General features: G+C 60.5%; 20 protein-coding genes. 8 read left to right on the top strand and 12 right to left on the bottom strand.

The window, feature by feature from the left end; translation table 11 throughout:
* Window positions 1-9 precede the first annotated feature (9 nt).
* Both P3C18_RS16355 and moaA read right to left on the bottom strand, forming a co-directional pair.
* Complete coding sequence (locus tag P3C18_RS16355; protein ID WP_275962902.1) at window positions 10-831, bottom strand: transporter substrate-binding domain-containing protein; 822 nt, start codon at window positions 829-831, stop codon at window positions 10-12.
* Between the two features lie 73 nt (window positions 832-904).
* Window positions 905-1,918 carry a GTP 3',8-cyclase MoaA gene (gene moaA / locus P3C18_RS16350; RefSeq protein ID WP_275962901.1) on the bottom strand — a complete coding sequence of 338 codons (1,014 nt, stop codon included), beginning with the start codon at window positions 1,916-1,918 and terminating at the stop codon, window positions 905-907.
* Window positions 1,919-2,112: 194 nt separating this feature from the next.
* On the opposite strand from moaA, the gene P3C18_RS16345 reads away from it, so the two are divergent.
* Window positions 2,113-2,757 (top strand): TetR/AcrR family transcriptional regulator, encoded by a 645-nt coding sequence (locus tag P3C18_RS16345; RefSeq protein ID WP_275962900.1) that lies wholly within the window; start codon window positions 2,113-2,115, stop codon window positions 2,755-2,757.
* A gap of 170 nt (window positions 2,758-2,927) precedes the next feature.
* On the opposite strand, the gene P3C18_RS16340 is transcribed toward P3C18_RS16345, so the two are convergent.
* On the bottom strand, window positions 2,928-3,368 hold the full coding sequence (locus P3C18_RS16340) for a heme-binding protein (RefSeq protein WP_275962899.1): 441 nt from the start codon (window positions 3,366-3,368) through the stop codon (window positions 2,928-2,930).
* A 338-nt stretch (window positions 3,369-3,706) separates the two neighbouring features.
* On the opposite strand from P3C18_RS16340, the gene gcl reads away from it, so the two are divergent.
* From gcl to P3C18_RS16305, 7 genes are all read left to right on the top strand, one after another.
* Complete coding sequence (gene gcl / locus P3C18_RS16335; RefSeq protein WP_275962898.1) at window positions 3,707-5,482, top strand: glyoxylate carboligase; 1,776 nt, start codon at window positions 3,707-3,709, stop codon at window positions 5,480-5,482.
* An 87-nt stretch (window positions 5,483-5,569) separates the two neighbouring features.
* On the top strand, window positions 5,570-6,352 hold the full coding sequence (hyi, locus tag P3C18_RS16330; RefSeq protein WP_275962897.1) for a hydroxypyruvate isomerase: 783 nt from the start codon (window positions 5,570-5,572) through the stop codon (window positions 6,350-6,352).
* A 17-nt stretch (window positions 6,353-6,369) separates the two neighbouring features.
* Window positions 6,370-7,260, top strand: a complete 891-nt coding sequence (locus P3C18_RS16325; RefSeq protein ID WP_275962896.1) for a 2-hydroxy-3-oxopropionate reductase — start codon at window positions 6,370-6,372, stop codon at window positions 7,258-7,260.
* Window positions 7,261-7,449: 189 nt separating this feature from the next.
* Window positions 7,450-8,736, top strand: coding sequence for a glycerate kinase (locus P3C18_RS16320; RefSeq protein ID WP_275962895.1), 1,287 nt, complete (start codon window positions 7,450-7,452; stop codon window positions 8,734-8,736).
* The gene (gene pyk, locus P3C18_RS16315; protein WP_275962894.1) at window positions 8,733-10,148 is read left to right on the top strand and encodes a pyruvate kinase; all 1,416 of its coding nucleotides are present in this window, start codon (window positions 8,733-8,735) and stop codon (window positions 10,146-10,148) included. The genes P3C18_RS16320 and pyk overlap by 4 nt, the downstream gene beginning before the upstream one ends.
* A gap of 177 nt (window positions 10,149-10,325) precedes the next feature.
* Window positions 10,326-11,279, top strand: a complete 954-nt coding sequence (locus tag P3C18_RS16310; protein ID WP_275962893.1) for an urea transporter — start codon at window positions 10,326-10,328, stop codon at window positions 11,277-11,279.
* A 56-nt stretch (window positions 11,280-11,335) separates the two neighbouring features.
* Complete coding sequence (locus P3C18_RS16305; protein ID WP_275962892.1) at window positions 11,336-12,160, top strand: ion transporter; 825 nt, start codon at window positions 11,336-11,338, stop codon at window positions 12,158-12,160.
* Between the two features lie 63 nt (window positions 12,161-12,223).
* Here P3C18_RS16305 and argR read toward each other — a convergent pair whose 3' ends face one another.
* The 9 genes from argR to P3C18_RS16260 all read right to left on the bottom strand — a co-directional run bounded on the left by argR (window position 12,224) and on the right by P3C18_RS16260 (window position 22,195).
* On the bottom strand, window positions 12,224-13,204 hold the full coding sequence (argR, locus tag P3C18_RS16300; RefSeq protein WP_090253542.1) for a transcriptional regulator ArgR: 981 nt from the start codon (window positions 13,202-13,204) through the stop codon (window positions 12,224-12,226).
* A 67-nt stretch (window positions 13,205-13,271) separates the two neighbouring features.
* Entirely contained in the window at window positions 13,272-14,036 is a 765-nt protein-coding gene (locus tag P3C18_RS16295) for an ABC transporter ATP-binding protein (protein WP_275962891.1), read from the bottom strand.
* A gap of 18 nt (window positions 14,037-14,054) precedes the next feature.
* Window positions 14,055-15,167, bottom strand: a complete 1,113-nt coding sequence (locus P3C18_RS16290; RefSeq protein WP_275962890.1) for a succinylglutamate desuccinylase/aspartoacylase family protein — start codon at window positions 15,165-15,167, stop codon at window positions 14,055-14,057.
* Between the two features lie 10 nt (window positions 15,168-15,177).
* Window positions 15,178-15,876, bottom strand: a complete 699-nt coding sequence (locus P3C18_RS16285) for an ABC transporter permease (RefSeq protein ID WP_275962889.1) — start codon at window positions 15,874-15,876, stop codon at window positions 15,178-15,180.
* Between the two features lie 15 nt (window positions 15,877-15,891).
* Window positions 15,892-16,581, bottom strand: a complete 690-nt coding sequence (locus P3C18_RS16280; protein ID WP_275962888.1) for an ABC transporter permease — start codon at window positions 16,579-16,581, stop codon at window positions 15,892-15,894.
* Window positions 16,582-16,698: 117 nt separating this feature from the next.
* Entirely contained in the window at window positions 16,699-17,478 is a 780-nt protein-coding gene (locus tag P3C18_RS16275) for an ABC transporter substrate-binding protein (RefSeq protein ID WP_275962887.1), read from the bottom strand.
* Window positions 17,479-18,005: 527 nt separating this feature from the next.
* The gene (acs, locus tag P3C18_RS16270) at window positions 18,006-19,961 is read right to left on the bottom strand and encodes an acetate--CoA ligase (protein ID WP_275962886.1); all 1,956 of its coding nucleotides are present in this window, start codon (window positions 19,959-19,961) and stop codon (window positions 18,006-18,008) included.
* A gap of 267 nt (window positions 19,962-20,228) precedes the next feature.
* Window positions 20,229-21,125: a DUF4824 family protein gene (locus tag P3C18_RS16265; RefSeq protein WP_275962885.1), complete on the bottom strand. Its 897-nt coding sequence runs from the start codon at window positions 21,123-21,125 to the stop codon at window positions 20,229-20,231.
* Window positions 21,122-22,195 (bottom strand): DUF2157 domain-containing protein, encoded by a 1,074-nt coding sequence (locus P3C18_RS16260; RefSeq protein WP_275962884.1) that lies wholly within the window; start codon window positions 22,193-22,195, stop codon window positions 21,122-21,124. The genes P3C18_RS16265 and P3C18_RS16260 overlap by 4 nt, the downstream gene beginning before the upstream one ends.
* Window positions 22,196-22,316: the final 121 nt, after the last annotated feature.

The raw sequence follows: 22,316 nt of genomic DNA, 5'->3' as shown, positions 1-22,316 counted from the left end.
CTTAGCACATTACTGCGATTGTGCGTCTTTGCGCTTCTGCCGCTCGATAAACTCCAGCTTCCACTGCTCCAGGCCGATGCGCTCGGCATCCAGATTGGCCTCGACCTTATACTGGCTTTTCAGCGCGGCAATTTCACTCTGCTGCTCGATCAGGAAGCGGTCAAAACGCTGCATAAACGCCGCATGCTTGAGGGTCGACAGCTTGAAGCTGCCACGGTTATGCGGCAACTGTGCATCGAAAATCAGTGCGCCCGGTCGTGCGCGGATGTTGTCCAGATAATGGGTGGCCACCACCACGTTGAAGTAAGCGCCGTCAGTGTCCTTCTTCAGCGCCTGGCGAATCATCTGACGCAGATCATCGCTGTAGGTCAGCTCGATCTGCCCGGCATCAATCCGCTCCTGATAACCCCAGGGCGTCCAGCCATTGACCATAGCCAGGCGCTTGATCTGCTCAATAGGCTGACCATGGCGCTGCGGCGCCACCAGTACACCATCAACATACTCGACCACGCCCTGGCTGTAGCTCAGGGCCTTACCGGCCTTTTGCGCCTGCGCCCAGGTTTCGCTGTCGGGGTATTTGAAATCCACCTGGCCGCTGAGCAGCGCGGGCAACAGCTGCTCCACGGGCAGCACCTTGTAGCTCAGCTCCACCCCGCTGGTCTGTGCGAACAGATCAAACAGCTCACGGGCAAAGCCCTGGTACTGGCCTTGCGCATCGATGCTGTAGTGCGGCGCAAAGGCTAGTTTCTCTACACCAATCACATAGCTTTCAGCGCTGACCGCGCTGGAACAGACAACGGCGAACAAACTGCAGACGTGCGAGGGCTTCACAGCAAACCTCCTGTTTAAAGTGAGAGAGAGGAACGAATAAAACCGCCCAAGGCGGTGAGGAAGCGGCTAGGGGCTAGCCACCGGTCATGCTCATAAAGCGAATAACCTGCACCTGGGCATCGCTCTCGAAGTGATGACGCTCGGGTTTCAGTTGTAGGGCTTGCATCAAGGCTTCACTCAGGCGCTGGCTATCACCGGGGTGGGCACGCATCAGGCCTTTCAGGTCCAGGGCATTTTCATGGCCCAGGCAAAGCACCAGCTTGCCCTCGGCGGTGACCCGCACGCGGTTGCAGTCACCGCAGAAGTTGTGGCTGTGCGGTGAGATAAAACCAACCTGGGTATCGCTGCCGACCACCTGCCAATAGCGCGACGGCCCGCCAGTCAACTTGCTGCTGCGCACCAGGGCATAGCGCTGTTCGATGCGCTCACGCACCTCGTCGCTGGAGCAGAAGGTCTGTTCGCGCTGGTGGCTGGAAATACTGCCCAGCGGCATTTCTTCGATAAAGCTGATGTCCAGGCCGCGCGCCATGGCGAATTCGACCAAGTCGAGCACTTCGTCATCGTTGCGGCCTTTCTGCACCACGGCGTTGAGTTTGATCTTGCGAAAACCCGCCGCGCGCGCCACCTCGATGCCTTCCAGCACCTGGTCGAGCTTGTCGCGCCGGGTAAAGGCAGCAAAACGCTCGCGCTGCAGGGAATCCAGGCTGACATTCAGGCGCTTGACCCCGGCCGCTTGCAGTTGCGGCGCCAGGTCAGCCAGCTGTGAGCCATTGGTGGTAATGGCCAGGTCTTCCAGCTCCGGGCGCTGGCCCAGGCGGGTCAGCAGGCTCAGGAGGTTCTTGCGTACCAGCGGCTCGCCACCGGTGATGCGGATGCGTTTGACCCCGAGGCCGATAAAGGCGTCCGCCACTGCATAGAGTTCTTCAAGGCTGAGGATCTGCTCGCGCGGGGCGAACACCATGTCCTCACTCATGCAGTAGGTGCAGCGGAAATCACAGCGATCGGTAACCGATAACCGTAGATAGGTGATGCGCCGACCGAAGGGGTCAACCAGCTGATTACTCACTACGTGTCTCCTGGAGCTCAACGAGCCGAGACTTTTTGTTATGAATGCATAGGGCAAGATAAAAACAGAAAAAATAAATTTTGTATACAACAACCTGACCTGCAAGTCAGATAGCCCGCCAGAGCCCAGGCCACAAGCCTTGAGCGCCGCGCAAAGCCGGTGCTACCATCCCGGCGCTGCCCTGCGACGGGCGTTCGACAGAAGCAAAGAGGCTTATGACCAGTATTCGCGAGCGTAACAGAGAGCTGATTTTACGCGCAGCCAGTGAGGAGTTCGCCGACAAAGGCTTTGCTGCCAGCAAAACCAGCGACATCGCCGCCAAGGCCGGGGTGCCCAAGCCCAACGTCTACTACTACTTCAAGTCGAAAGAAAACCTCTACCGCGAAGTGCTGGAAAGCATCATCGAACCGCTGCTGGAAGCCTCTTCGCCGTTCAACCAGCCCGGCAAACCCGCCGACGTGCTGCGCGCCTATATCCGCTCGAAGATCCGCATCTCCCGCGAACTGCCCTCCGCCTCCAAGGTGTTCGCCAGCGAAATCATGCACGGCGCGCCGCATCTGTCCGCCGACCAGACTGCGCAGCTGAATGCCCAGGCCAAACACAACATTTCCTGCATCCAGGGCTGGATCGACCAGGGACTGATGGCCAAGGTTGACCCGCATCACCTGCTGTTCAGCATCTGGGCCGCAACCCAGACCTACGCTGACTTCGACTGGCAGATTTCCACTGTCACTGGCAAAGCCAGCCTGGATGAAGCCGACTACGAAGCCGCCGCGCAAACCATCATCCGCCTGGTGATCAAGGGCTGCGAAATCGACGAAACCCAGCCCAGCTCATCCGAGCAGGTCACCAACGCCTAAGCTTGGTTAGCCGCCCTGCCCCTGGCTTAAGGCAGCCATAAATAAAAACGGTGAATGCCGCAAAGCATTCACCGTTTTTTATTGCCTGCGAACACCGTGGGAGGCGCTTTAGCGGCGAGCTTTAAATCTTTGCAATCGCGGCTAAAGCCCCTCCCACAAACCCCGCACTATCAGGCGGCGATACCCGCATCCGCCTTCAGCCCGACCGACTCCACAGCGCTCACCGCGCACTGCTCATCGATATCAGAGGTATCGCCAGTGATGCCCACTGCGCCTATCACCTCGCCACGCTCATCACGAATTAGTACACCGCCCGGTGCCGGCACCAGCTGACCGTCTGCCAGGTTGTTTACCGCACCGATAAACGCCGGGCGCTGTTGCGCGTCGGCGGCGATCAGGCGCGAACCCTTGCCCAGCGCCAGCGCGCCCCAGGCCTTGCCGATGGCGATTTGCGGGCGCAGCAGGCTCGCGCCGTCTTCACGCTGCAGGCTGATCAGGTGTCCGCCAGCATCCAGCACAGCCACGGTCAGCGGTGCGGCGGAGATTTCCCGGCCGACGGCCAGGGCACGGTTACTGATGGTGGTGGCGATTTGCAGATTCAACGTACTCATGTTGGGTCTTCCTCGATGCTGATAAATCCTACGAAACACCCGGAACCACAGCGCCTGCAGGGCGATTGATAGTTACCGGGCAATCCAAAGCTCAACACCACTATCCCACTAGAAACAAAAAACTCAATAGACGAATACAATGCAAACACTATTTGTATACAGTTATTCACATGCGTTTCTGCAGCAGATCAAGCGCCCCAGCTAAAACGGTTGTTTTAAAAGATTTTTTGCCAGACAGCGCCTCGGCGACAAAACGTGTTGACCAGAAGGTCAGGCCATGAATAGAATCCAAGCCAGCTGTTTTGTATACAATCTGATAACAAACGAGGCACAAGACAATGGCCAAAATGAGAGCAATCGAGGCCGCCGTACTGGTGATGCGCCGCGAAGGCGTTGACACTGCGTTCGGCATCCCCGGCGCCGCCATCAACCCCCTGTACGCTGCACTGAAGAAAGTTGGCGGTATCGACCACGTCCTGGCTCGCCACGTCGAAGGTGCCTCGCACATGGCTGAGGGTTACACCCGCACCAATGCCGGCAATATCGGCGTGTGCATCGGCACCTCCGGCCCAGCTGGCACCGACATGGTGACCGGCCTGTACTCGGCATCGGCCGACTCCATCCCGATTCTGTGCATCACGGGCCAAGCGCCGCGTGCTCGCATGCACAAGGAAGACTTCCAGGCCGTCGACATCACCAGCATCGTCAAGCCGGTGACCAAGTGGGCGACCACGGTAATGGAGCCGGGCCAAGTGCCACGCGCCTTCCAGAAAGCCTTCTATGAAATGCGCAGCGGCCGCCCAGGTCCCGTGCTGATCGACCTGCCGTTCGACGTGCAGATGGCCGAGATCGAGTTCGACATCGACGCCTACGAGCCTCTGCCACTGGCCAAGCCGGCGGCCAACCGTGTGCAGGCTGAAAAAGCCCTGGCCATGCTGAATGACGCTGAGCGTCCGTTGCTGGTTGCCGGCGGCGGTATCTTCAACGCCGACGCGGCCGACAAGCTGGTTGAATTCGCTGAGCTGACCGGCGTGCCGGTTGTACCAACCCTGATGGGCTGGGGCGCGATTCCGGATGACCACAAGCTGATGGTTGGCATGGTCGGTCTGCAAACCTCGCACCGTTACGGCAACGCCACCCTGCTGGAATCCGACCTGGTATTCGGTATCGGTAACCGCTGGGCCAACCGCCACACCGGCAGCATCGATGTCTACACCGAAGGTCGCAAGTTCATTCACGTCGACATCGAACCGACGCAGATTGGCCGCGTGTTCAACCCAGACCTGGGCATCGTGTCCGATGCTGGCGCCGCTCTGGACGCCTTTATCGAAGTGGCCCGCGAATGGAAAGCCGCTGGCAAGCTGAAAGACCGCAGCGCCTGGGTTGAGTCCTGCCGCGAGCGCAAGCGCACCCTGCAGCGCAAGACCCACTTCGACAACGTGCCGGTCAAGCCGCAGCGCGTTTACGAAGAGATGAACGAGTTCTTCGGCAAGGACACCTGCTACGTCAGCACCATCGGCCTGTCGCAGATTGCCGGCGCGCAGTTCCTCCACGTTTACAAGCCGCGTCACTGGATCAACTGTGGCCAGGCCGGCCCGCTCGGCTGGACCATTCCGGCAGCGCTGGGTGTGGTCAAGGCTGATCCGACCCGCAACGTCGTGGCGCTGTCGGGCGACTATGACTTCCAGTTCATGATCGAAGAACTGGCTGTGGGTGCTCAGTTCAACCTGCCGTACATCCACGTCGTGGTGAACAACTCCTACCTGGGTCTGATCCGTCAGTCGCAGCGCGGTTTCGAGATGGACTACTGCGTGCAGTTGGCCTTCGAGAACATCAACGCACCGGAGATCAACGGTTACGGCGTCGACCACGTTGCCGTGGTGGAAGGCCTGGGTTGTAAAGCTGTGCGCGTGTTCGAGCCGAACGACATCCAGGCGGCATTGGCCAAGGCCAAGGCGCTGATGGAAGAGTTCCGTGTACCGGTGGTGGTGGAAATCATCCTGGAGCGTGTCACCAACATCTCCATGGGTGTGGAAATCAACGCGGTCAACGAGTTCGAAGAACTCGCCGAACGCGGCGCCGACGCCCCGACTGCGATCTCGTTGCTGGACTAAGACCAACCCCGTAGCCCGGATGCAATCCGGGGAGCTTTAAAGGCCACCCCCGGATTACATCCGGGCTACGAAAATAGGAGCATCACCATGCCCCGTTTTGCCGCCAACCTGTCCATGCTGTTCACCGAAGTGGATTTCCTGGACCGTTTCGACGCTGCCGCCACCGCAGGCTTCAGCGGTGTCGAATACCTGTTTCCCTATGACTTCGCTGCTGAAGTGATCAAGGCGCGCCTGGATGCCAACCGTCTGGAGCAGGTGCTGTTCAACCTGCCTGCCGGCGATTGGGCCAAGGGCGAGCGCGGTATCGCCTGCCACCCCGACCGCGTTGAAGAATTCCGCGCCGGTGTCGACCAGGCCATCGCCTACGCCAAGGTGCTGGGCAACACGCAGATCAACTGCCTGGCCGGTATCCGCCCGCAAGGTCTGGATTGCGCCACCGTCGAGCAGACCTTTGTCGACAACCTCAAGTTTGCCGCCGGCAAGCTCGAAGCTGCGGGCATCAAGCTGGTCATGGAAATGATCAACACCCGCGACATCCCCGGCTTCTACCTGAACACCACGAAACAGGCGCTGGCCATTCGCGACAAGGTCGCAAGCCCCAATCTGTACCTGCAATACGACATCTACCACATGCAAATCATGGAAGGTGACCTGGCGCGTACCGTCGAGGCCAATCTGTCTGTGATCAACCATGTGCAGTTGGCCGACAACCCGGGCCGCAACGAGCCGGGCACTGGCGAGATCAACTACCGCTTCCTCTTCGAGCACCTGGATCGCATCGGTTACCAGGGCTGGATCGGCTGTGAATACAAGCCGGCAACCACCACCGCTGCCGGCCTCGGCTGGATGAAAGCGCACAACGCAATCTGAATCAGAGGATATTTCTCATGGCAAAAATCGGATTTATCGGCACCGGCATCATGGGCAAGCCTATGGCGCAGAACCTGCAGAAAGCCGGGCACACCCTGTTCTTCTCCGAGCACTTCGACAAGGCTCCGGCCGACCTGCTGGGCGACAACGGCATCGGCCTGGCCAACCCGCGCGAAGTGGCGCAGGAAGCCGAATTCATCATCATCATGGTGCCGGATACCCCGCAGGTTGAAGACGTACTGTTCCGCGCTGACGGCGTTGCCGCAGGCGTGTGCGCTGGCAAAGTGGTGATCGACATGAGCTCGATCTCCCCTACCGCCACCAAGGTCTTCGCCGAGAAGATCAAAGCCACTGGTGCTGCCTACCTCGACGCGCCGGTATCCGGCGGTGAAGTGGGTGCCAAGGCGGCCACCCTGTCGATCATGATCGGCGGTTGCCCGAATGCCTTCGAACGCGCGTTGCCGCTGTTCCAGGCCATGGGCAAGAACATCACCCGCGTTGGCGGTAACGGTGACGGTCAGACCGCCAAGGTCGCCAACCAGATCATCGTCGCCCTGAACATCCAGGCAGTGGCTGAAGCCCTGCTGTTCGCTGCGAAGAACGGCGCCGATCCAGCCAAAGTGCGTGAAGCGCTGATGGGCGGTTTCGCCGGTTCGAAGATCCTTGAAGTGCACGGTGAGCGCATGATCAAGGGCACCTTCGACCCAGGCTTCCGCATCAGCCTGCACCAGAAGGACCTCAACCTGGCACTGGCCGGCGCGCGCGAACTGGGCCTTAACCTGCCCAACACCGCCAACGCCCAGCAAGTGTTCAGCACCTGTGCGGCCATCGGCGGCAGCAACTGGGATCACTCGGCGTTGATCAAAGGCCTGGAACATATGGCCAACTTCAACATCCGTGGTGAGTAAGTAACAGGTTTCAGGGCGGGGTCAGCCGCACTGAAACAACCCTTTCGATCTGTCCGGCAGGCGGTGTCACGGCCTGCCTGCCGGGTGGGTCGATTCTAGTGCGCAGCGTCTTGGCCCAGGGCGCTGCGCACTAGAATCGAATTTGCTTCAGTAATAAAAGCTGCTCCGGCCCTATCAAGAGAGATCGCCATGTCCATCGATCCGTCTTTCAACCCAACGTCTCTGCTGCGCGAGTTGTTCGCCAGCGCCATCGACGCCGCCCACCCGCGCCAGGTTCTGGCTGATTACCTGCCGGAAGATCGTAGCGGCCGCGTTATCGTGATCGGCGCTGGCAAAGCCGCCGCAGCCATGGCCGAAGTGATCGAGCAGGAATGGCAAGGCGAAGTCTCCGGCCTGGTGGTCACCCGTTACGAGCACGGCGCCAACTGCAAAAAAATCGAAGTGGTCGAAGCTGCGCACCCGGTGCCGGACGACGCCGGTGAACGCGTGGCACGCCGCGTGCTGGAGTTGGTCAGCAACCTCAGCGAAGCCGATAAGGTGATATTTCTGCTGTCCGGCGGCGGCTCTTCCCTGCTCGCCCTGCCCGCTGAAGGCATCAGCCTGAAAGACAAACAAGCAGTGAACAAAGCCCTGCTGAAATCCGGCGCCTCGATTGGCGAAATGAACTGCGTGCGCAAGCACCTTTCCGCCATCAAGGGGGGTCGCCTGGCCAAAGCCAGCTGGCCGGCCAGCGTCTACACCTACGCGATTTCCGATGTACCGGGCGATGAAGCCACGGTGATTGCCTCCGGCCCAACTGTGGCTGACCCGACCACCTCGGCTGAAGCGCTGGCGATCCTCGCGCGCTATAGCATCGAGATCCCGGCCAATGTGCGTAGCTGGCTGCAAAACCCAGCGTCGGAAACCGTCAAACCGGGCGACCCGTGCCTGGCGCGCAGCCACTTCCAGCTGATCGCTCGCCCGCAGCAATCCCTTGATGCCGCTGCTGCCAAAGCCCACGCCGCCGGTTTGCCGACGCTGATCCTTGGTGACCTGGAAGGCGAATCGAGGGAAGTCGCCAAGGTGCACGCCGGCATCGCCAAACAGGTGCGTCTGCATGGTCAGCCGATAAAAGCGCCCTGCGTGATTATTTCCGGCGGTGAAACCACCGTGACCGTGCGCGGCAATGGCCGTGGCGGGCGCAACGCGGAATTTCTCCTGAGTCTCACCGACAGCCTCAAGGGCCTACCTGGGGTGTATGCCCTGGCTGGCGATACCGACGGCATCGACGGCTCGGAAGACAACGCCGGGGCCCTTATGACCCCCGACAGCTATGCCCGCGCTGCGGCGCTGGGGCTAAGCAGCAGCGATGAGCTGGATAACAACAACGGCTACGGCTACTTCGCCGCCCTCGATCAACTGATCGTCACCGGGCCGACGCGTACCAACGTCAACGATTTTCGCGCCATTCTGATCCTAGAGACCCCTGCCAAATGAACGCCGACAAGAAAGTAAAAATCCTCGCCACCCTTGGCCCAGCGATCAAAACCATTGACGACATCCGCCAGCTGGTGGAGGCCGGGGTCAACCTGTTCCGCCTCAACTTCAGCCACGGCGAACACGCCGACCACGCCCAGCGCTTCGACTGGGTGCGCGAAGTCGAGCAGCAGCTGAACACGCCAATCGGCATCCTCATGGACCTACAAGGGCCGAAGCTGCGCGTCGGCCGTTTTGCCGAGGGCAAGGTCAACCTGCAACGCGGCCAGACCCTGCGCCTGGACCTCGACAGCACCCCGGGCGACGTTAATCGGGTCAACCTGCCCCACCCGGAAATCATCGAAGCACTGCAGCCGGGCATGAGCCTGCTGCTCGACGATGGTCGCCTGCGCCTGCAGGTCACCGCCAAGCACAGCGATGCGGTGATCACCGAAGTGATCGCCGGTGGTGAGCTGTCCGACCGCAAGGGCGTCAACGTGCCGGAAGCAGTATTGCAACTTAGTCCGCTGACCGAGAAGGACCGCCGCGACCTGAGCTTCGGCCTGGAACTGGGTGTGGACTGGGTGGCGCTGTCGTTTGTGCAGCGCCCGGAAGACATTATCGAAGCCCGCCAGCTGATCGGTGATCGCGCCTTCCTGATGGCCAAGATCGAGAAGCCGTCTGCGGTGATTCACCTGGAAGAAATCACCAAGCTGTGCGACGCGATCATGGTCGCCCGTGGCGACCTGGGCGTGGAAGTGCCGGCCGAGAACGTGCCGCGCATCCAGCGCGACATTATCCGCACCTGCCGCCAGCTCGGTAAGCCGGTGGTGGTGGCCACGCAGATGCTCGAATCCATGCGCTTCTCCCCTGCGCCAACCCGCGCCGAGGTCACCGACGTGGCCAACGCCGTGGCCGAAGGTGCCGATGCGGTGATGCTCTCGGCGGAAACTGCCTCCGGCGATTACCCGCTGGAAGCCGTACAGATGATGAGCAAGATCATTCGCCAGGTGGAAAACGGCCCGGACTTCCAGGCTCAGCTCGATGTCAGCCGCCCGCAAGCCGAAGCCACCGCCTCGGATGCGATCAGCTGCGCGATCCGCCGCATCAGCACCATCCTGCCGGTAGCCGTGCTGGTCAACTACACCGAATCGGGCAATTCCAGCCTGCGCGCCTCGCGCGAGCGGCCGAAAGCACCGATCCTCAGCCTGACCCCGAGCCTGGATACCGCGCGGCGTCTGAGCGTGGCCTGGGGCGTGTATTCGGTGGTCAACGCGCGCCTGCACAAGGTTGAGGAAGTCACCCGCACCGCCCTGGAAACCGCCCGCTCAGCTGGGCTGGCGAAAACCGGCGACACCGTGGTGATCACCGCTGGCGAGCCATTCGGTCAGCCTGGCAGTACCAACAGCCTGCGGATTGAAATCCTGCACTAAACAGCTACAGCCTCGTAGGGTGGATGACGCTTCACCCATCCACCAACCGCAAAGGTGGAGGAAAAAGCGTCATCCACCCTACAGCACTATCCCACGCTGGCTTTGCCAGTTTGAAGGCACTCACTGTTCCCGCGGTGGGTGCCTCTTTTTATTCCCGCACTGGTGATTGTTATCTGTATGTCGCCATTACCGCTCCCCACCCACGCCTTGCAGGGCTTTCGCGCCCTGCTTAACGGCTTTAGCCAGATCTTTCTGCAAACCCACCCCGGTTGCGGCCTGCTCGTGCTGCTGGCCATTGCCATTGGCGCGCCGCAGCTGCTCGGCGGCGCCCTGCTCGGTTGTCTTAGCAGCACGCTGACGGCGCAGCGTCGTGGTTATGCCAAAGCCGATATCGATCTCGGCTTATATGGCTACAACGGGGTGCTGCTGGGCATGCTGATCAGCCTGCAATTTGCCTGGTCGGCGTTGCTGCCACTGCTGATCATCGTCAGCGCTGGGGCTTCCAGCCTGTTGCTGGCGGCCTGGATGCAGCGCATGCGCAAGCGTCAGTGGCTGCCCGCCTTTACCTTCCCCTTTGTCGGTTTGAGCTGGTTGCTGTTGTGGCTGGCACCCGCTCTGCAGCTAGAGTTACAGCCGGCCGTGCCTAGCCAGACGCAACCGCTCGACTGGTGGGCCAGCCTGATCGCCATGGCGCGCGGCTTGGGCCAGGTGATTTTTCTCGATCAGCCGTTGGCCGGCGTTTGCCTGCTAATCGGCCTGCTGTTGGCCGATCGTCGCGCTGCCTGCTGGGCGCTACTGGGCTCCACCGGCGGCCTGGCTCTGGCGCTGTATCAAGGCTTGCCGCAGCACAGTGCGCTCACCGGCCTATATGGCTATAACGCCGCGCTGGCGGCTATCGCTCTCAGCCAGGTGCATCGCCGCCCCTGGTTACCGGCCCTCGGTATCGCCCTGGCGCTAGTGCTGCAACCCGGCTTTAGCGCCCTAGGCCTACCGGCGCTAACCATGCCGTTTATTCTCACCTGCTGGCTGATCAGCGCCACCCAGCGTCTGCTGCGCAAAGCGGCGGCAGACTGCACGCCGCTGCCGCCTAATGAGGGCAAAGGCTTGCATCAGCGGGATAAAACTCCCTAGGCTGCCTGCCTGTTCGCGTTATCGGCGAACACCGCATACGGAGCAGCCAGAGCACCATGGACACGCGGCAAAACCTCTACAGCATTATTTTCCACACCGACACACCCGCCGGGCAGCGCTTCGACCGCTACCTGCTGCTGACCATCATGGCCAGCCTGGTGGTGGTGATGCTCGACAGCATCGACAGTATTCACAGCCAGTACGCCGGGCTGCTGGCCGGTATCGAGTGGGGCTTTACCGCGCTGTTCGCCATCGAATACGCGGTGCGCCTGTACTGCTCGCCGAAACCGCTGCGCTACGCCTTCAGCTTCTTCGGCCTGATTGACCTGCTGGCGATTCTGCCGGGCATCCTCGCCCTGTTCTACGCCGACGCGCAGTACCTGCTGATCATCCGGGTGATTCGCATGCTGCGGATCTTTCGCGTGCTCAAGCTCAGCCCCTACCTGCGCCAAGCCAACTTTCTGCTGACCGCGCTGCGCGGCAGCAAGCAGAAGATCATCGTGTTTTTCGCCTGCATCGCCATCCTGGTGACGGTGTTCGGCACCCTGATGTACGTGATCGAAGGCCCGGCGCACGGTTTTACCAGCATTCCCAAGGGCATCTACTGGGCCGTGGTGACCCTGACCACCGTCGGTTTCGGCGATATCGTCCCGCAAACCCCGCTGGGCCAGGCGCTGTCTACGCTGGTGATGATCACCGGTTACTCGATCATCGCCGTGCCCACCGGCATCTTTACCGCCGAACTGGCCAACGCCATGCGCGGCGGCGAGCAGCTGACTCATGATTGCCCAAGCTGCGCCAAAAGCAGCCACGAACACGGCGCGGCCTTCTGCACCCGCTGCGGCAACCCGCTGTTTCCACGGCAAACCGATAAAAGCTAAGTAAGCTTTCCGCCACAAAAAAACCGCAGCAAGCTGCGGTTTTTTATGTGTTCAAGGTTAGCCTCAACCACGTTCGATGGGCGTCGAGGTCAGCTCAAACGGGCTGTTGCTGCGGCGCTGGTTACGGTCTTCGCGTGGCGTGGCACCGAAAAAGTTGCGGTAGGCGCTGGAGAAATGCGGGCCGGAGGAGAAGCCGCAGGACAGGCCGATCTGGATGATCGATTTGCTGGTTTGCATCAGCAACTGGCGAGCTTTATTCAGGCGCAGTTCCAGGTAGTACTGGCTGGGAACGCGGTTGAGGTACTGCTTGAAGATGCGTTCCAACTGACGCCGCGATACGCAGACGTGCTGGGCAATTTCGTCGGTGGTCAGCGGCTCTTCGATATTGGCTTCCATCAGCAGCACGGCCTGAGTCAGCTTGGGGTGGCTGGACCCCAGGCGGTTCTGCAGCGGAATACGCTGGCGTTCGCCACCTTCGCGGATGCGCTCGACCACCAACTCTTCCGACACAGCACCGGCCAGCTCGGCGCCATGATCACGGGCGAGCAAGGCCAGCAGCAGATCGAGCACGGCCAGGCCGCCACAGGCGGTCAGGCGATCACGGTCCCAGTCAAACAGGTGGCTGGTGGCGATCACCTTGGGGAAGCGCTCAGTGAAATCATCCTGCCAGCGCCAGTGCACCGAAGCGCGGTAACCATCGAGCAAACCGAGTTGCGCCAGCGGATAGACCCCAGCGGCAATCGCGCCGATCACGCAGCCGCCGCGCACCAGCTGCTTGAGTGCACCGGAGAGCGCCGCAGGCATCGGCCCTGGCGGCTCGTCGGCGAGTAGAAAGAGCTTCTGGCAGCCTTCCAGCTTGCCCACCCAGGATTCCCCCGGCAGCCGCCATGCGCCTTCAAGCGGCGCTTCGGCCTGCAAGAACACCAGCTCGTAGACCACCTCGGGGTGAACGCGCTGGGCAACGCGCAGCGCTTCTTCCGCCAAGGCCAGGGTCAGGGGCTTGGTGGTGGGCCAAAGCAGGAAGCCAATTCGGTGGGCATTCATGGGGGGCAGTTTAGGCTCTGTTGGCGATTATGGGCATAGCGCGGGTGCGTGCAGATGTTGCCGCTGGTTACTTGAGACTGCCAGAGAGGAACTGCTGCAAACGTTCGGATTGCGGGTTGGCCAACACTTCTTTCGGGCAGCCGCGCTCTTCCACCACGCCTTTGTGGAGGAACACCAGCTGGTTGGAGACTTCACGGGCAAAGCCCATTTCGTGGGTGACCACGACCATGGTGCGGCCTTCCTGGGCCAGGTCCTGCATGACTTTCAGCACTTCGCCGACCAGCTCTGGGTCCAGCGCCGAGGTCGGTTCGTCAAACAGCATCACCTCAGGCTCCATGGCCAGGGCGCGGGCAATCGCCACACGCTGCTGCTCGCCGCCGGACATGTGCGCGGGGTAGGCATCTTTACGATGGGCCACGCCGACTTTGTTCAGGTAATGCTCGGCCTTTTCCAGCGCTTCTTTCTTGCTCATGCCGAGCACGTGCACCGGGGCTTCCATAACGTTTTCCAGGGCGCTCATATGCGACCACAGGTTGAAGTGCTGAAACACCATGGACAGGCGCGAACGCATGCGCTGCAGCTGCTTGGGATCAGCGGCTTTCAGGCCACCGTCCTTGTTGGCCACCAGTTTCAGCTCTTCGTTGTTGAGCAGAATCTTGCCACCGTGGGGCTGCTCCAGCAGGTTGATGCAACGCAGGAAGGTACTCTTGCCCGAGCCGCTGGAGCCGATGATGCTGATCACGTCGCCGGCCTTGGCCGCCAGTGACACGCCTTTCAATACTTCGTGGCTGCCGTAGCGCTTGTGCAGATCCTGAACTTCAAGTTTGTACATGGTTTCCACTCTCTTGAATCAGTCGCTGAGCAAGCGACCCTGGCGAATAGGGGTACGACCGGCCACTTTGGCCAGCCACAAACCGGGCTGAGCAAAACGCAACCGCTCGCGCGCATAGAGCACACCATCTGTAGCGGCACAGACAGTTGTGTGGCGATCATCCAGCGGATCGATCACTTCAAACAATGGATCGCCGGCCAAGACCCGCGCACCCACCGGTTGCAGAAAACTCACCACCCCTGCATGCGGGGCATAGGCGTATTGCGCGCCGTTAAACGGCGTGGCGTCACAGCTTTCAGCGGGCGCTGGCGGCCAGTCACCGGCAATCAGGCCCTGCTCGGCGAGGAACGCCAGAATGCTTTCGGCGCTAGCTTCGGCTTCGGCTTTGCCGGTATCGGCCATGCCGCCCAGCTCGACTGTTACGGCCAGACAAGCCAACGGCACAGCGGCCTGCGGAAATTGCCGGGCCAGATGCACCCAGGGCAAGGCACAGGCTTCATCGAAAGAGCTGCCGCCGGAATCCTCGACGGTCAGCGCCGCACCGGCCTGCAGGCGAGCAGCCAGGGAGCGCAATTGCGGCCACTGCTGCGGCAGCAGGTACAGATGCACTGCAGCATCGAAATCACAGTGCAGATCGAGCACCACGTCGGCATCGCAGGCATGTTTGAGCAGCAGGCGTTGCATGCCTTGCAACTCCGAGCCGGCTGGCGGCAAGGCTTCCAGTGCAGCCTGCATGGCGGCGCGAATCAGCCGCACATTGCTCGGGCCGTCACTGCCCAGGCAGCCTTCCAGCGCAGGCGCAATGGCAACGGCCAGGTCAAAGAAATCGCGATTGAAGTTCTTCCCGCTGCCCAGCTCGAAACGGCCCTGATGGGTCGCCTGAAACATCTGCCCCAAGCCAACCGGGTTGGCTACCGGCACCAGCTCGATCACCCCAGTCAGGCGCCCCTGGGCTTCCAGCTGACGCAAGCGGCGCTTGAGTTCCACCGCCACACGCATCCCCGGCAACTCATCGGCATGCAGCGAGGCCTGGATATAGGCCTTGCACGGGCCATGACCGAAACGGAACACGCTCAAGCGACGCTCGGTTCCGGGGCAGCCCCAGGGCAGTGGATGATCGATACGCTGCATGCTCTGTTCCTCAGGCCTTGCGCGGGGCTAGGTAGGCCAGCCAGCGGCGTTCGGCCAGCTTGAACAGGCGTACGAGGATAAAGGTCAGGCACAGGTAGAACAGGCCGGCCGTGATAAACGCCTCGAACGGCAGGTAATACTGCGAGCTGACGGTGCGCGCCGCGCCGGTGATGTCGATCAGGGTGACGATCGAGGCCAGCGAGGTGGTGTGCAGCATCATGATCACTTCGTTGCTGTACTGCGGCAGCGCGCGGCGCAGTGCCGACGGCAGCAGAATGCGGCGGTACAGTTTGAAGCGCGACATGCCCATGGCCTTGGCGGCTTCGATCTCGCCATGCGGCGTGGCTTTCAGGCTGCCGGCGAGAATCTCCGCACTGTAGGCGCTGGTATTGATGGCAAACGCCAGGCAGGCGCAGAAGGTGGCGCTGGAGAAGTACGGCCAGAGGAAACTCTCACGCACCGCTTCGAACTGGGCCAGACCGTAGTAGATCAGAAACAGCTGCACCAGCATCGGCGTGCCGCGAATCACGTAGGTGTACAGCCAGGCCGGAAAGTTAACCAAAGGCGACTTGGAGACGCGCATCAAGCCCAGGGGAATGGCCAGGGCCAGACCGCACGCCAGGGAGATCAGCAGAATTTTCAGGGTGACCAGTACACCGCCGAAGTACAGCGGCAGGTTCTGCAGAATTACGTTGTAGTCAAAAATCATCGCTGCGCTCCCCGCTTACAGATCAGCGGCTTTGGTGCCGACCGAGTAACGTTTTTCCAGGTAACGCAAAGCCAGCAGCGACACGCTGGTCAGCACCAGATACAGGGCCGCCACGGCCAGGTAGAAGGTGAACGGCTCGCGAGTGGCATCAGCAGCGCTTTTCGCCTTGAACATCATGTCCTGCAGACCGACCACGGAAATCAGCGCGGTGGCCTTGGTCAGCACCAACCAGTTGTTGGTGAACCCAGGAATGGCGAAACGAATCATTTGCRGCACGAGGATGCGGAAGAACACCCGCATGCYACTCATGCCATACGCCGCGCCCGCTTCAGCCTGCCCCTTGGGGATGGCCATAAAGGCGCCACGGAAGGTCTCCGACAGGTAAGCACCAAAGATAAAGCCCATGGTGAACACGCCGGCAATAAAGGGGTTGATATCGATGTAGTCGTCGTAGCCAAACATCGGCGCCAGACGGTTAACCATGTCCTGACCGCCGTAGAAGATCAGCAGGATCAGCACCAGGTCGGGAATCCCGCGGATCACCGTGGCATAGGTTTCACCCAGCAGCGCTAGCCACTTGATCGGCGACAGGCGAAACGCCGCCCCCAGCAAACCCAACACGATGGCCACGGCCATCGACGTCAGCGCCAGAATCAGGGTGAGCCAGGCACCCTCCAGAATGGTCGAGCCGTAGCCGTTGAGCATGCTCTGCTTACCTCATGCAAACGCCGGGCGGCGCCTGGGAGTACAACGAAAAAGTAGCGCAGGCCTACGGGCTGCGGGTCTGCGCCACTTTAAGTGAAGACGACGCGGTAAGAAAAATCAGTCGCCGTAGACGTTGAAGTCGAAGTACTTGTCCTGCACTTCCTTGTACTTGCCGTTGGCACGGATGGCCATGATGGCAGCGCTGATCTTGTCAGCCAGGGCCTTGTCACCCTTGCGCACGGCGATGCCGGCGCCCATGCCGATATATTTCTCGTCGGCGTAGTCTGGGCCTACCAGGGCGAAGCCTTTACCGGCGTCGGTCTTGATAAAGCCATCGTCGATATTGACGACGTCAGCAAAGGTGGCGTCCAGACGACCGGAAGTCAGATCGAGAAAGGCTTCGTTCTGCGAGCTGTAACGCACGATCTCGATACCGGCAGGGGCAAAGATATCGGTGGCGTAACGGTCGTAGGTGGATGCGCGCTGTACGCCGACTTTTTTGCCTTTCAGATCAACCAGCGGGTCATTGAGAACGGTACCCGCTTTCATCGCCAGCTTGCCCGGGGTCTGGTAGTACTTGCTGGTGAAATCAACCGACTTCAAGCGATCTTCGGTGATGCTCATCGACGACAGTACAGCGTCGAACTTACGCACTTTCAGGGCTGGGATCAGGCCGTCGAACTCCTGCTCGATCCATTTGCATTCCACTTTCATCTCTTCGCACAGGGCGACGCCGATGTCGTAGTCGAAACCGCTGATGGCACCTTCAGCAGTTTTGAAGGCGAACGGTGGGTACGCTGCTTCGATACCGATACGCAGAGGCTTGGCCTCTTCAGCCATGGCCAGCGGCGACAGCATGGACAGCGCCAGTGCGCCGAGAAGTGCAATCTTCTTCATTTTGTGACTCCTTCGAATGGGAATGGCATCGGTTGGCAGAGATTGTTCGGGTATGCATCCAGCCTTGCATGAATTGTAGTGAGTCGCCGTCAAGCTGCGCGCTGCGCAGAAGCCAGACGGCCCCAGCCGGGTGAGCGGCATTCTAGCGACAGCTCGAAAGTCGATATTTCTTCAATGCGACAAGTAATTACAAAAGGCCCGGACGGGTATAGCGAGGATATTGACAGCCCCTGGGATTTATGCAGAGACAGAAAAGACAGTTAACCATTGGTTAAAGCAATTAACGCGCCCATTTCTAACCAGGCCTTTATCTTCGCGGCCTGGTGGTGTTTTTTATTTTCACAGCCGCTCTGAGCAATGCGCCATCCTGGCGCAAAACGTTCCCGCACACCCCATAAAAGTGCGCGTTGTTACGCCCAGGTGACAAGCAAATACCCAGATGAAAATCGATAACACCACATAAAGCACAACGCCCTGCCCGGCTTGTGGCCGAAACAGGGCGTTGCTTACAGGCGGTCCAACCGAAGTCAGGCAGCCTGCATCTCGCGGTGAGTATCGATAAGGTGCTGCACCACGCCAGGATCGGCCAGCGTGGAGATATCGCCGAGTGCATCGTATTCGGCGGTGGCGATCTTGCGCAGGATACGGCGCATGATCTTGCCCGAGCGGGTTTTCGGCAGGCCTGGGGCCCACTGAATCACGTCCGGTGAGGCAATCGGGCCGATTTCCTTGCGCACCCAGTTTTTCAACTCCTGGCGCAATTGTTCGGACGGCTGCTCGCCACCATTCAAGGTGACGTAGACATAGATGCCCTGCCCTTTGATGTCGTGCGGCACGCCAACCACGGCGGCCTCGGCGACTTTCGGGTGAGCGACCATGGCGCTTTCGATCTCGGCGGTACCCATGCGATGGCCGGACACGTTCAACACGTCATCAACGCGGCCGGTAATCCAGTAGTAACCGTCCTCGTCACGGCGCGCGCCGTCACCGGTGAAATACATGCCCTTGAAGGTCTTGAAGTAGGTATCGACAAAGCGGTCGTGATCGCCGTACAGAGTCCGCGCCTGACCCGGCCAGGAATCGATGATCACCAGGTTGCCTTCGGCAGCGCCCTCGATCAGGTTGCCCAGGTTGTCTACGAGCGCCGGCTGCACGCCAAAGAACGGACGGGTCGCCGAGCCTGGCTTAAGTGCGGTGGCGCCTGGCAGCGGGCTGATCAGAATGCCGCCGGTTTCGGTCTGCCACCAGGTATCGACAATCGGGCAACGCTCTTTGCCGACGGTCTTGTAATACCAGTTCCAGGCTTCCGGGTTGATCGGCTCGCCGACCGAGCCGAGCAGGCGCAGGCTGGAGCCATCGGCACCGGCTACCGCCGCATCGCCCTGGGCCATCATGGCGCGAATTGCAGTCGGCGCGGTGTAGAGGATATTGACCTTGTGCTTGTCGATGATCTTCGACACCCGGGTGATATCCGGATAGTTCGGGATACCCTCGAACAGCAGCGTGGTCGCGCCATTGGCCAGCGGGCCGTAGACGATATAGCTGTGGCCGGTAACCCAGCCGACGTCGGCGGTGCACCAGTAGATGTCGCCCGGTTTGTAGTCGAACACCCGCTCATGGGTCAGCGCGGCATACACCAGGTAGCCGCCAGTGGTGTGCTGCACGCCTTTCGGCTTACCGGTGGAGCCGGAGGTGTAGAGGATAAACAGCGCTTCCTCGGCGCCCATTTCCTTCGGCGCGCAATGGCTGGAAGCAACGGCCATCAGGTCTTCGTACCAGATGTCGCGGTGCTGGTTCCACTTGATCGGGCTACCGGTGCGCTTGCACACGATAACCTTCTGGATGCTCGCGGTTTCCGGGTTGGTCAGCGCGTCGTCGACGTTAGCCTTCAACGGGGTTTTCTTGCCGCCGCGCAGGCCTTCATCGGCGGTGATCACCACCTTGGACTGGCAATCGATAATGCGCCCAGCCAGCGCCTCAGGAGAGAAGCCGCCGAACACCACAGAATGGATCGCGCCGATACGGGTACAGGCCAGCATCGCCACCACCGCCTGCGGAATCATCGGCATATAGATGGTCACCACGTCGCCGCGGTGCACGTCCTGGCCACGCAAGGCGTTAGCGAACTTGCAGACTTGCTCGTGCAGCTGGCGGTAGGTGATTTCCTCGTGCTCGGAGGGGTCATCGCCTTCCCAGATAATCGCCACCTGATCGCCACGCTCTGCCAGGTGACGGTCCAGGCAGTTGTAGGAAACGTTGAGGGTGCCGTCGGCAAACCATTTGATATCGACATGGTGATCGTCGAAGGACGTCTGCTTGACCTTGGTGAACGGCTTGATCCAATCCAGGCGCTGAGCCTGCTCACGCCAGAAACCGTCAGGGTTGATCACCGACTGCTGGTACATGGCTTTATAGGTGGCCTCATCAGTCAGCGACTGGGCCGCCACCTCAGGGCGCACGGGATACAAGGACGCAGCACTCATCAGAAACACCTCGGTGGGTAGTTGTTGTTCTATGGGCCATTTTGTAGCCAGGACCCCACCTTTGAGCCATTCGACCATGGTCTTAACGCTCTACGACCATGGTTGCAGAGGGAAATCGCGAACAAAAATAAGGCGGTCATCTGACCGCCTACCCAAATCATTCCAGGGAGAGGAATGGAGAAACGCTTGCATCCAAACCACGCAGGATTGGAACGCCGCCACTTTCGCCCAGCACGCTGCGCTGGGCTATTGCACCTTGGTCGTAGGCTACGGCGCGCTCACCTGCCTGGCGCTCAAATCAACAAACCAGGGCTCCAGCCGCCGGCCAAAGGCAACTTCTGCGCTAAACAGCTTTTGATAACTCGGGTAGTCAGCACCGGGCTGCTCGCCCTGCTGTGGCAGGCTGTCGAACGTTGCATGCCAGCGCTGTGGCAGGTTGAGGCTCTGTATTCCTGGAGTATCGGCCGAGCCACCGAGTTGCCAGGTCCAGCGTTGGTTGTCCGGGCGCGGATCATCACCCTCACCCGTCCATTTGCTTGCAACGCTACTGGCCTGCACTTCGATGATGCTGCGCACAATGGCGTAGCGCGCACGGTCCGGATAACGCGCGCGCAACGCCTGCTGATCCAGCCCAACATCGACCACCAGCAGGCGGCTGGCGCGTCGTTGCTCGTAATCCAGGGCATTCGCGGCATGCTGAGCCGCCTCACGCAGCTCTTTGCTGTCCGGCACCGACTTCTGCAAACGCAGCGCCTCGGCATGGGCGGCAATCAGCAGCGCGACTTCACGCTGATAAGCCGGGCCATCGAGTTCCAACACCAGCAGCGCATCACGGTCCAGCTGACGACGGTAGCGCCGCACTGTCTGCTCGTTCAATTCTGTGGGTACATGGAAGCCCAGCTCGGCCATCTTCTCGGCACTGATCGAGAGGTAGTAATGGTCGTCATCCGCCTGACTCGGCCAACGGTAATCCAGGCGCAGCGCCAGGCTGCTGTTGTCCTTGCGCCAATAGGCGTAGGTAGCGGCCAGCTCGCGTTCAGACAATTGCAGGCGGCTTTCCTCAGGCTGCTGACGATTCCAGGCCACACCCGCCAGGACGATGGCATTGACCAAGCCAATCAGCGCCAGACCGGTGATCAGGTAACGCGGGCGAATGCCGTTCATTGCCCACCTCCCAACAAGCCATGGCGGCTACGCAAACGGCGCAGCACCAGCAGAATCAGCACCGCACTCAAGCCCAACACCAGGAAGAACAGGTATTTGGGCATGCTCTCCCACCACCAGTCGAACAACTTGGTGTAGAGGAAGATCACAAAAAAACTCAGCCCGGTGTTCACCACATCCGCCCATTCGCGGCGCACACCCAGCCAGATCACCAGGGCCGCGAGGATAAAACCGCCGATATGGTAGGCATTCTCGATGTACTCGGGCGGGTAATCGAAGTAACTGCCTGCGCCCCAATGCGCCAGCACCAGTACCGGTATTAACACGCCAAGTAGACCAAAAAACCGGTAGATCACGGCAAAGCCATCAAAACGGCGCTGATCAATCAGCAGCGGCAGCACGAAGATCAGCAACGCCGGCAGGATGAAATTCTCCGGCCGCTGAGCAAACCCCAGCCAGTAAATACCATCCCAACTGCCAATCCGCGCCGCGACAAAAGCCAGCAGACAGCTAAGCCCGGCCGCCAGCAGCAGGCGCGCACCGCAGGCATAAGCCAGCAGCAGCGCATAGAGCGCCCAGGGCAGCAAAGCATTGTTTGAGGGAGTGATATTGAAGATCTGCCCGAGCATGACGATGTTCAGCACAAAGCAGGTAAAGGCCACCAGCGCCGCCAACTTGCTGAAATAACCCGAACTATCGAGGCGCTGCACCCATAGCGTCAGGCCGAATGACGCGATGCTCGCCGTCAGCAGAATCGCCACCTGACTCTGAGTGCCGAACAGCCCCCAGAACTGATAAAACAGAAAAAACACACTGGCCGCCAATGCCAACGCACCGAGAAACGAGGCAATGCGCATGCCCAGCGACAACTGCCGGGCTTGGATGTCGTGATCGATATCGAAAGCCGCCAGGTAACTGTTGAGCAATTGCTGCTGGTAGCCGTGCAGGCTGGCGCGCTGGCTGTCACTCAGATTCAACACCTGCTCTGCCTCAAGGCGCGCCAATTCACGGTTGAAAACGCCAATGTCATCGGCACGTTGCTGGGCATCACTGCGGTTTATATTCGGCATGGCAATCCTTGCTGCGGGTCCATCGGGTCAGGTGGCTGATTGAGCACACTCTAGCGCTAAAGTTTCGGCCGTGGGCTGACCGAGTAGAGGGTTCACAAAGGCAAACAGCGCTCGCGACTAA

Source organism: Pseudomonas sp. 1928-m (assembly GCF_029269135.1).
Classification (GTDB): domain Bacteria; phylum Pseudomonadota; class Gammaproteobacteria; order Pseudomonadales; family Pseudomonadaceae; genus Aquipseudomonas.
Note: the sequence above shows the minus strand (reverse complement) of the source record. Positions and strands in the feature narration are given on the sequence as shown.

Bases quoted from the DNA above. Each gene is read 5' to 3' on its own strand.
- P3C18_RS16285 (WP_275962889.1), bottom strand. From the start codon at position 15,876: ATGATTTTTGACTACAACGTAATTCTGCAGAACCTGCCGCTGTACTTC.
- hyi (WP_275962897.1), top strand. From the start codon at position 5,570: ATGCCCCGTTTTGCCGCCAACCTGTCCATGCTGTTCACCGAAGTGGAT.
- P3C18_RS16260 (WP_275962884.1), bottom strand. From the start codon at position 22,195: ATGCCGAATATAAACCGCAGTGATGCCCAGCAACGTGCCGATGACATT.
- acs (WP_275962886.1), bottom strand. From the start codon at position 19,961: ATGAGTGCTGCGTCCTTGTATCCCGTGCGCCCTGAGGTGGCGGCCCAG.
- P3C18_RS16325 (WP_275962896.1), top strand. From the start codon at position 6,370: ATGGCAAAAATCGGATTTATCGGCACCGGCATCATGGGCAAGCCTATG.
- pyk (WP_275962894.1), top strand. From the start codon at position 8,733: ATGAACGCCGACAAGAAAGTAAAAATCCTCGCCACCCTTGGCCCAGCG.
- P3C18_RS16275 (WP_275962887.1), bottom strand. From the start codon at position 17,478: ATGAAGAAGATTGCACTTCTCGGCGCACTGGCGCTGTCCATGCTGTCG.
- P3C18_RS16340 (WP_275962899.1), bottom strand. From the start codon at position 3,368: ATGAGTACGTTGAATCTGCAAATCGCCACCACCATCAGTAACCGTGCC.
- P3C18_RS16265 (WP_275962885.1), bottom strand. From the start codon at position 21,125: ATGAACGGCATTCGCCCGCGTTACCTGATCACCGGTCTGGCGCTGATT.
- P3C18_RS16310 (WP_275962893.1), top strand. From the start codon at position 10,326: ATGTCGCCATTACCGCTCCCCACCCACGCCTTGCAGGGCTTTCGCGCC.
- gcl (WP_275962898.1), top strand. From the start codon at position 3,707: ATGGCCAAAATGAGAGCAATCGAGGCCGCCGTACTGGTGATGCGCCGC.
- argR (WP_090253542.1), bottom strand. From the start codon at position 13,204: ATGAATGCCCACCGAATTGGCTTCCTGCTTTGGCCCACCACCAAGCCC.
- P3C18_RS16345 (WP_275962900.1), top strand. From the start codon at position 2,113: ATGACCAGTATTCGCGAGCGTAACAGAGAGCTGATTTTACGCGCAGCC.
- P3C18_RS16290 (WP_275962890.1), bottom strand. From the start codon at position 15,167: ATGCAGCGTATCGATCATCCACTGCCCTGGGGCTGCCCCGGAACCGAG.
- P3C18_RS16295 (WP_275962891.1), bottom strand. From the start codon at position 14,036: ATGTACAAACTTGAAGTTCAGGATCTGCACAAGCGCTACGGCAGCCAC.
- P3C18_RS16320 (WP_275962895.1), top strand. From the start codon at position 7,450: ATGTCCATCGATCCGTCTTTCAACCCAACGTCTCTGCTGCGCGAGTTG.
- P3C18_RS16305 (WP_275962892.1), top strand. From the start codon at position 11,336: ATGGACACGCGGCAAAACCTCTACAGCATTATTTTCCACACCGACACA.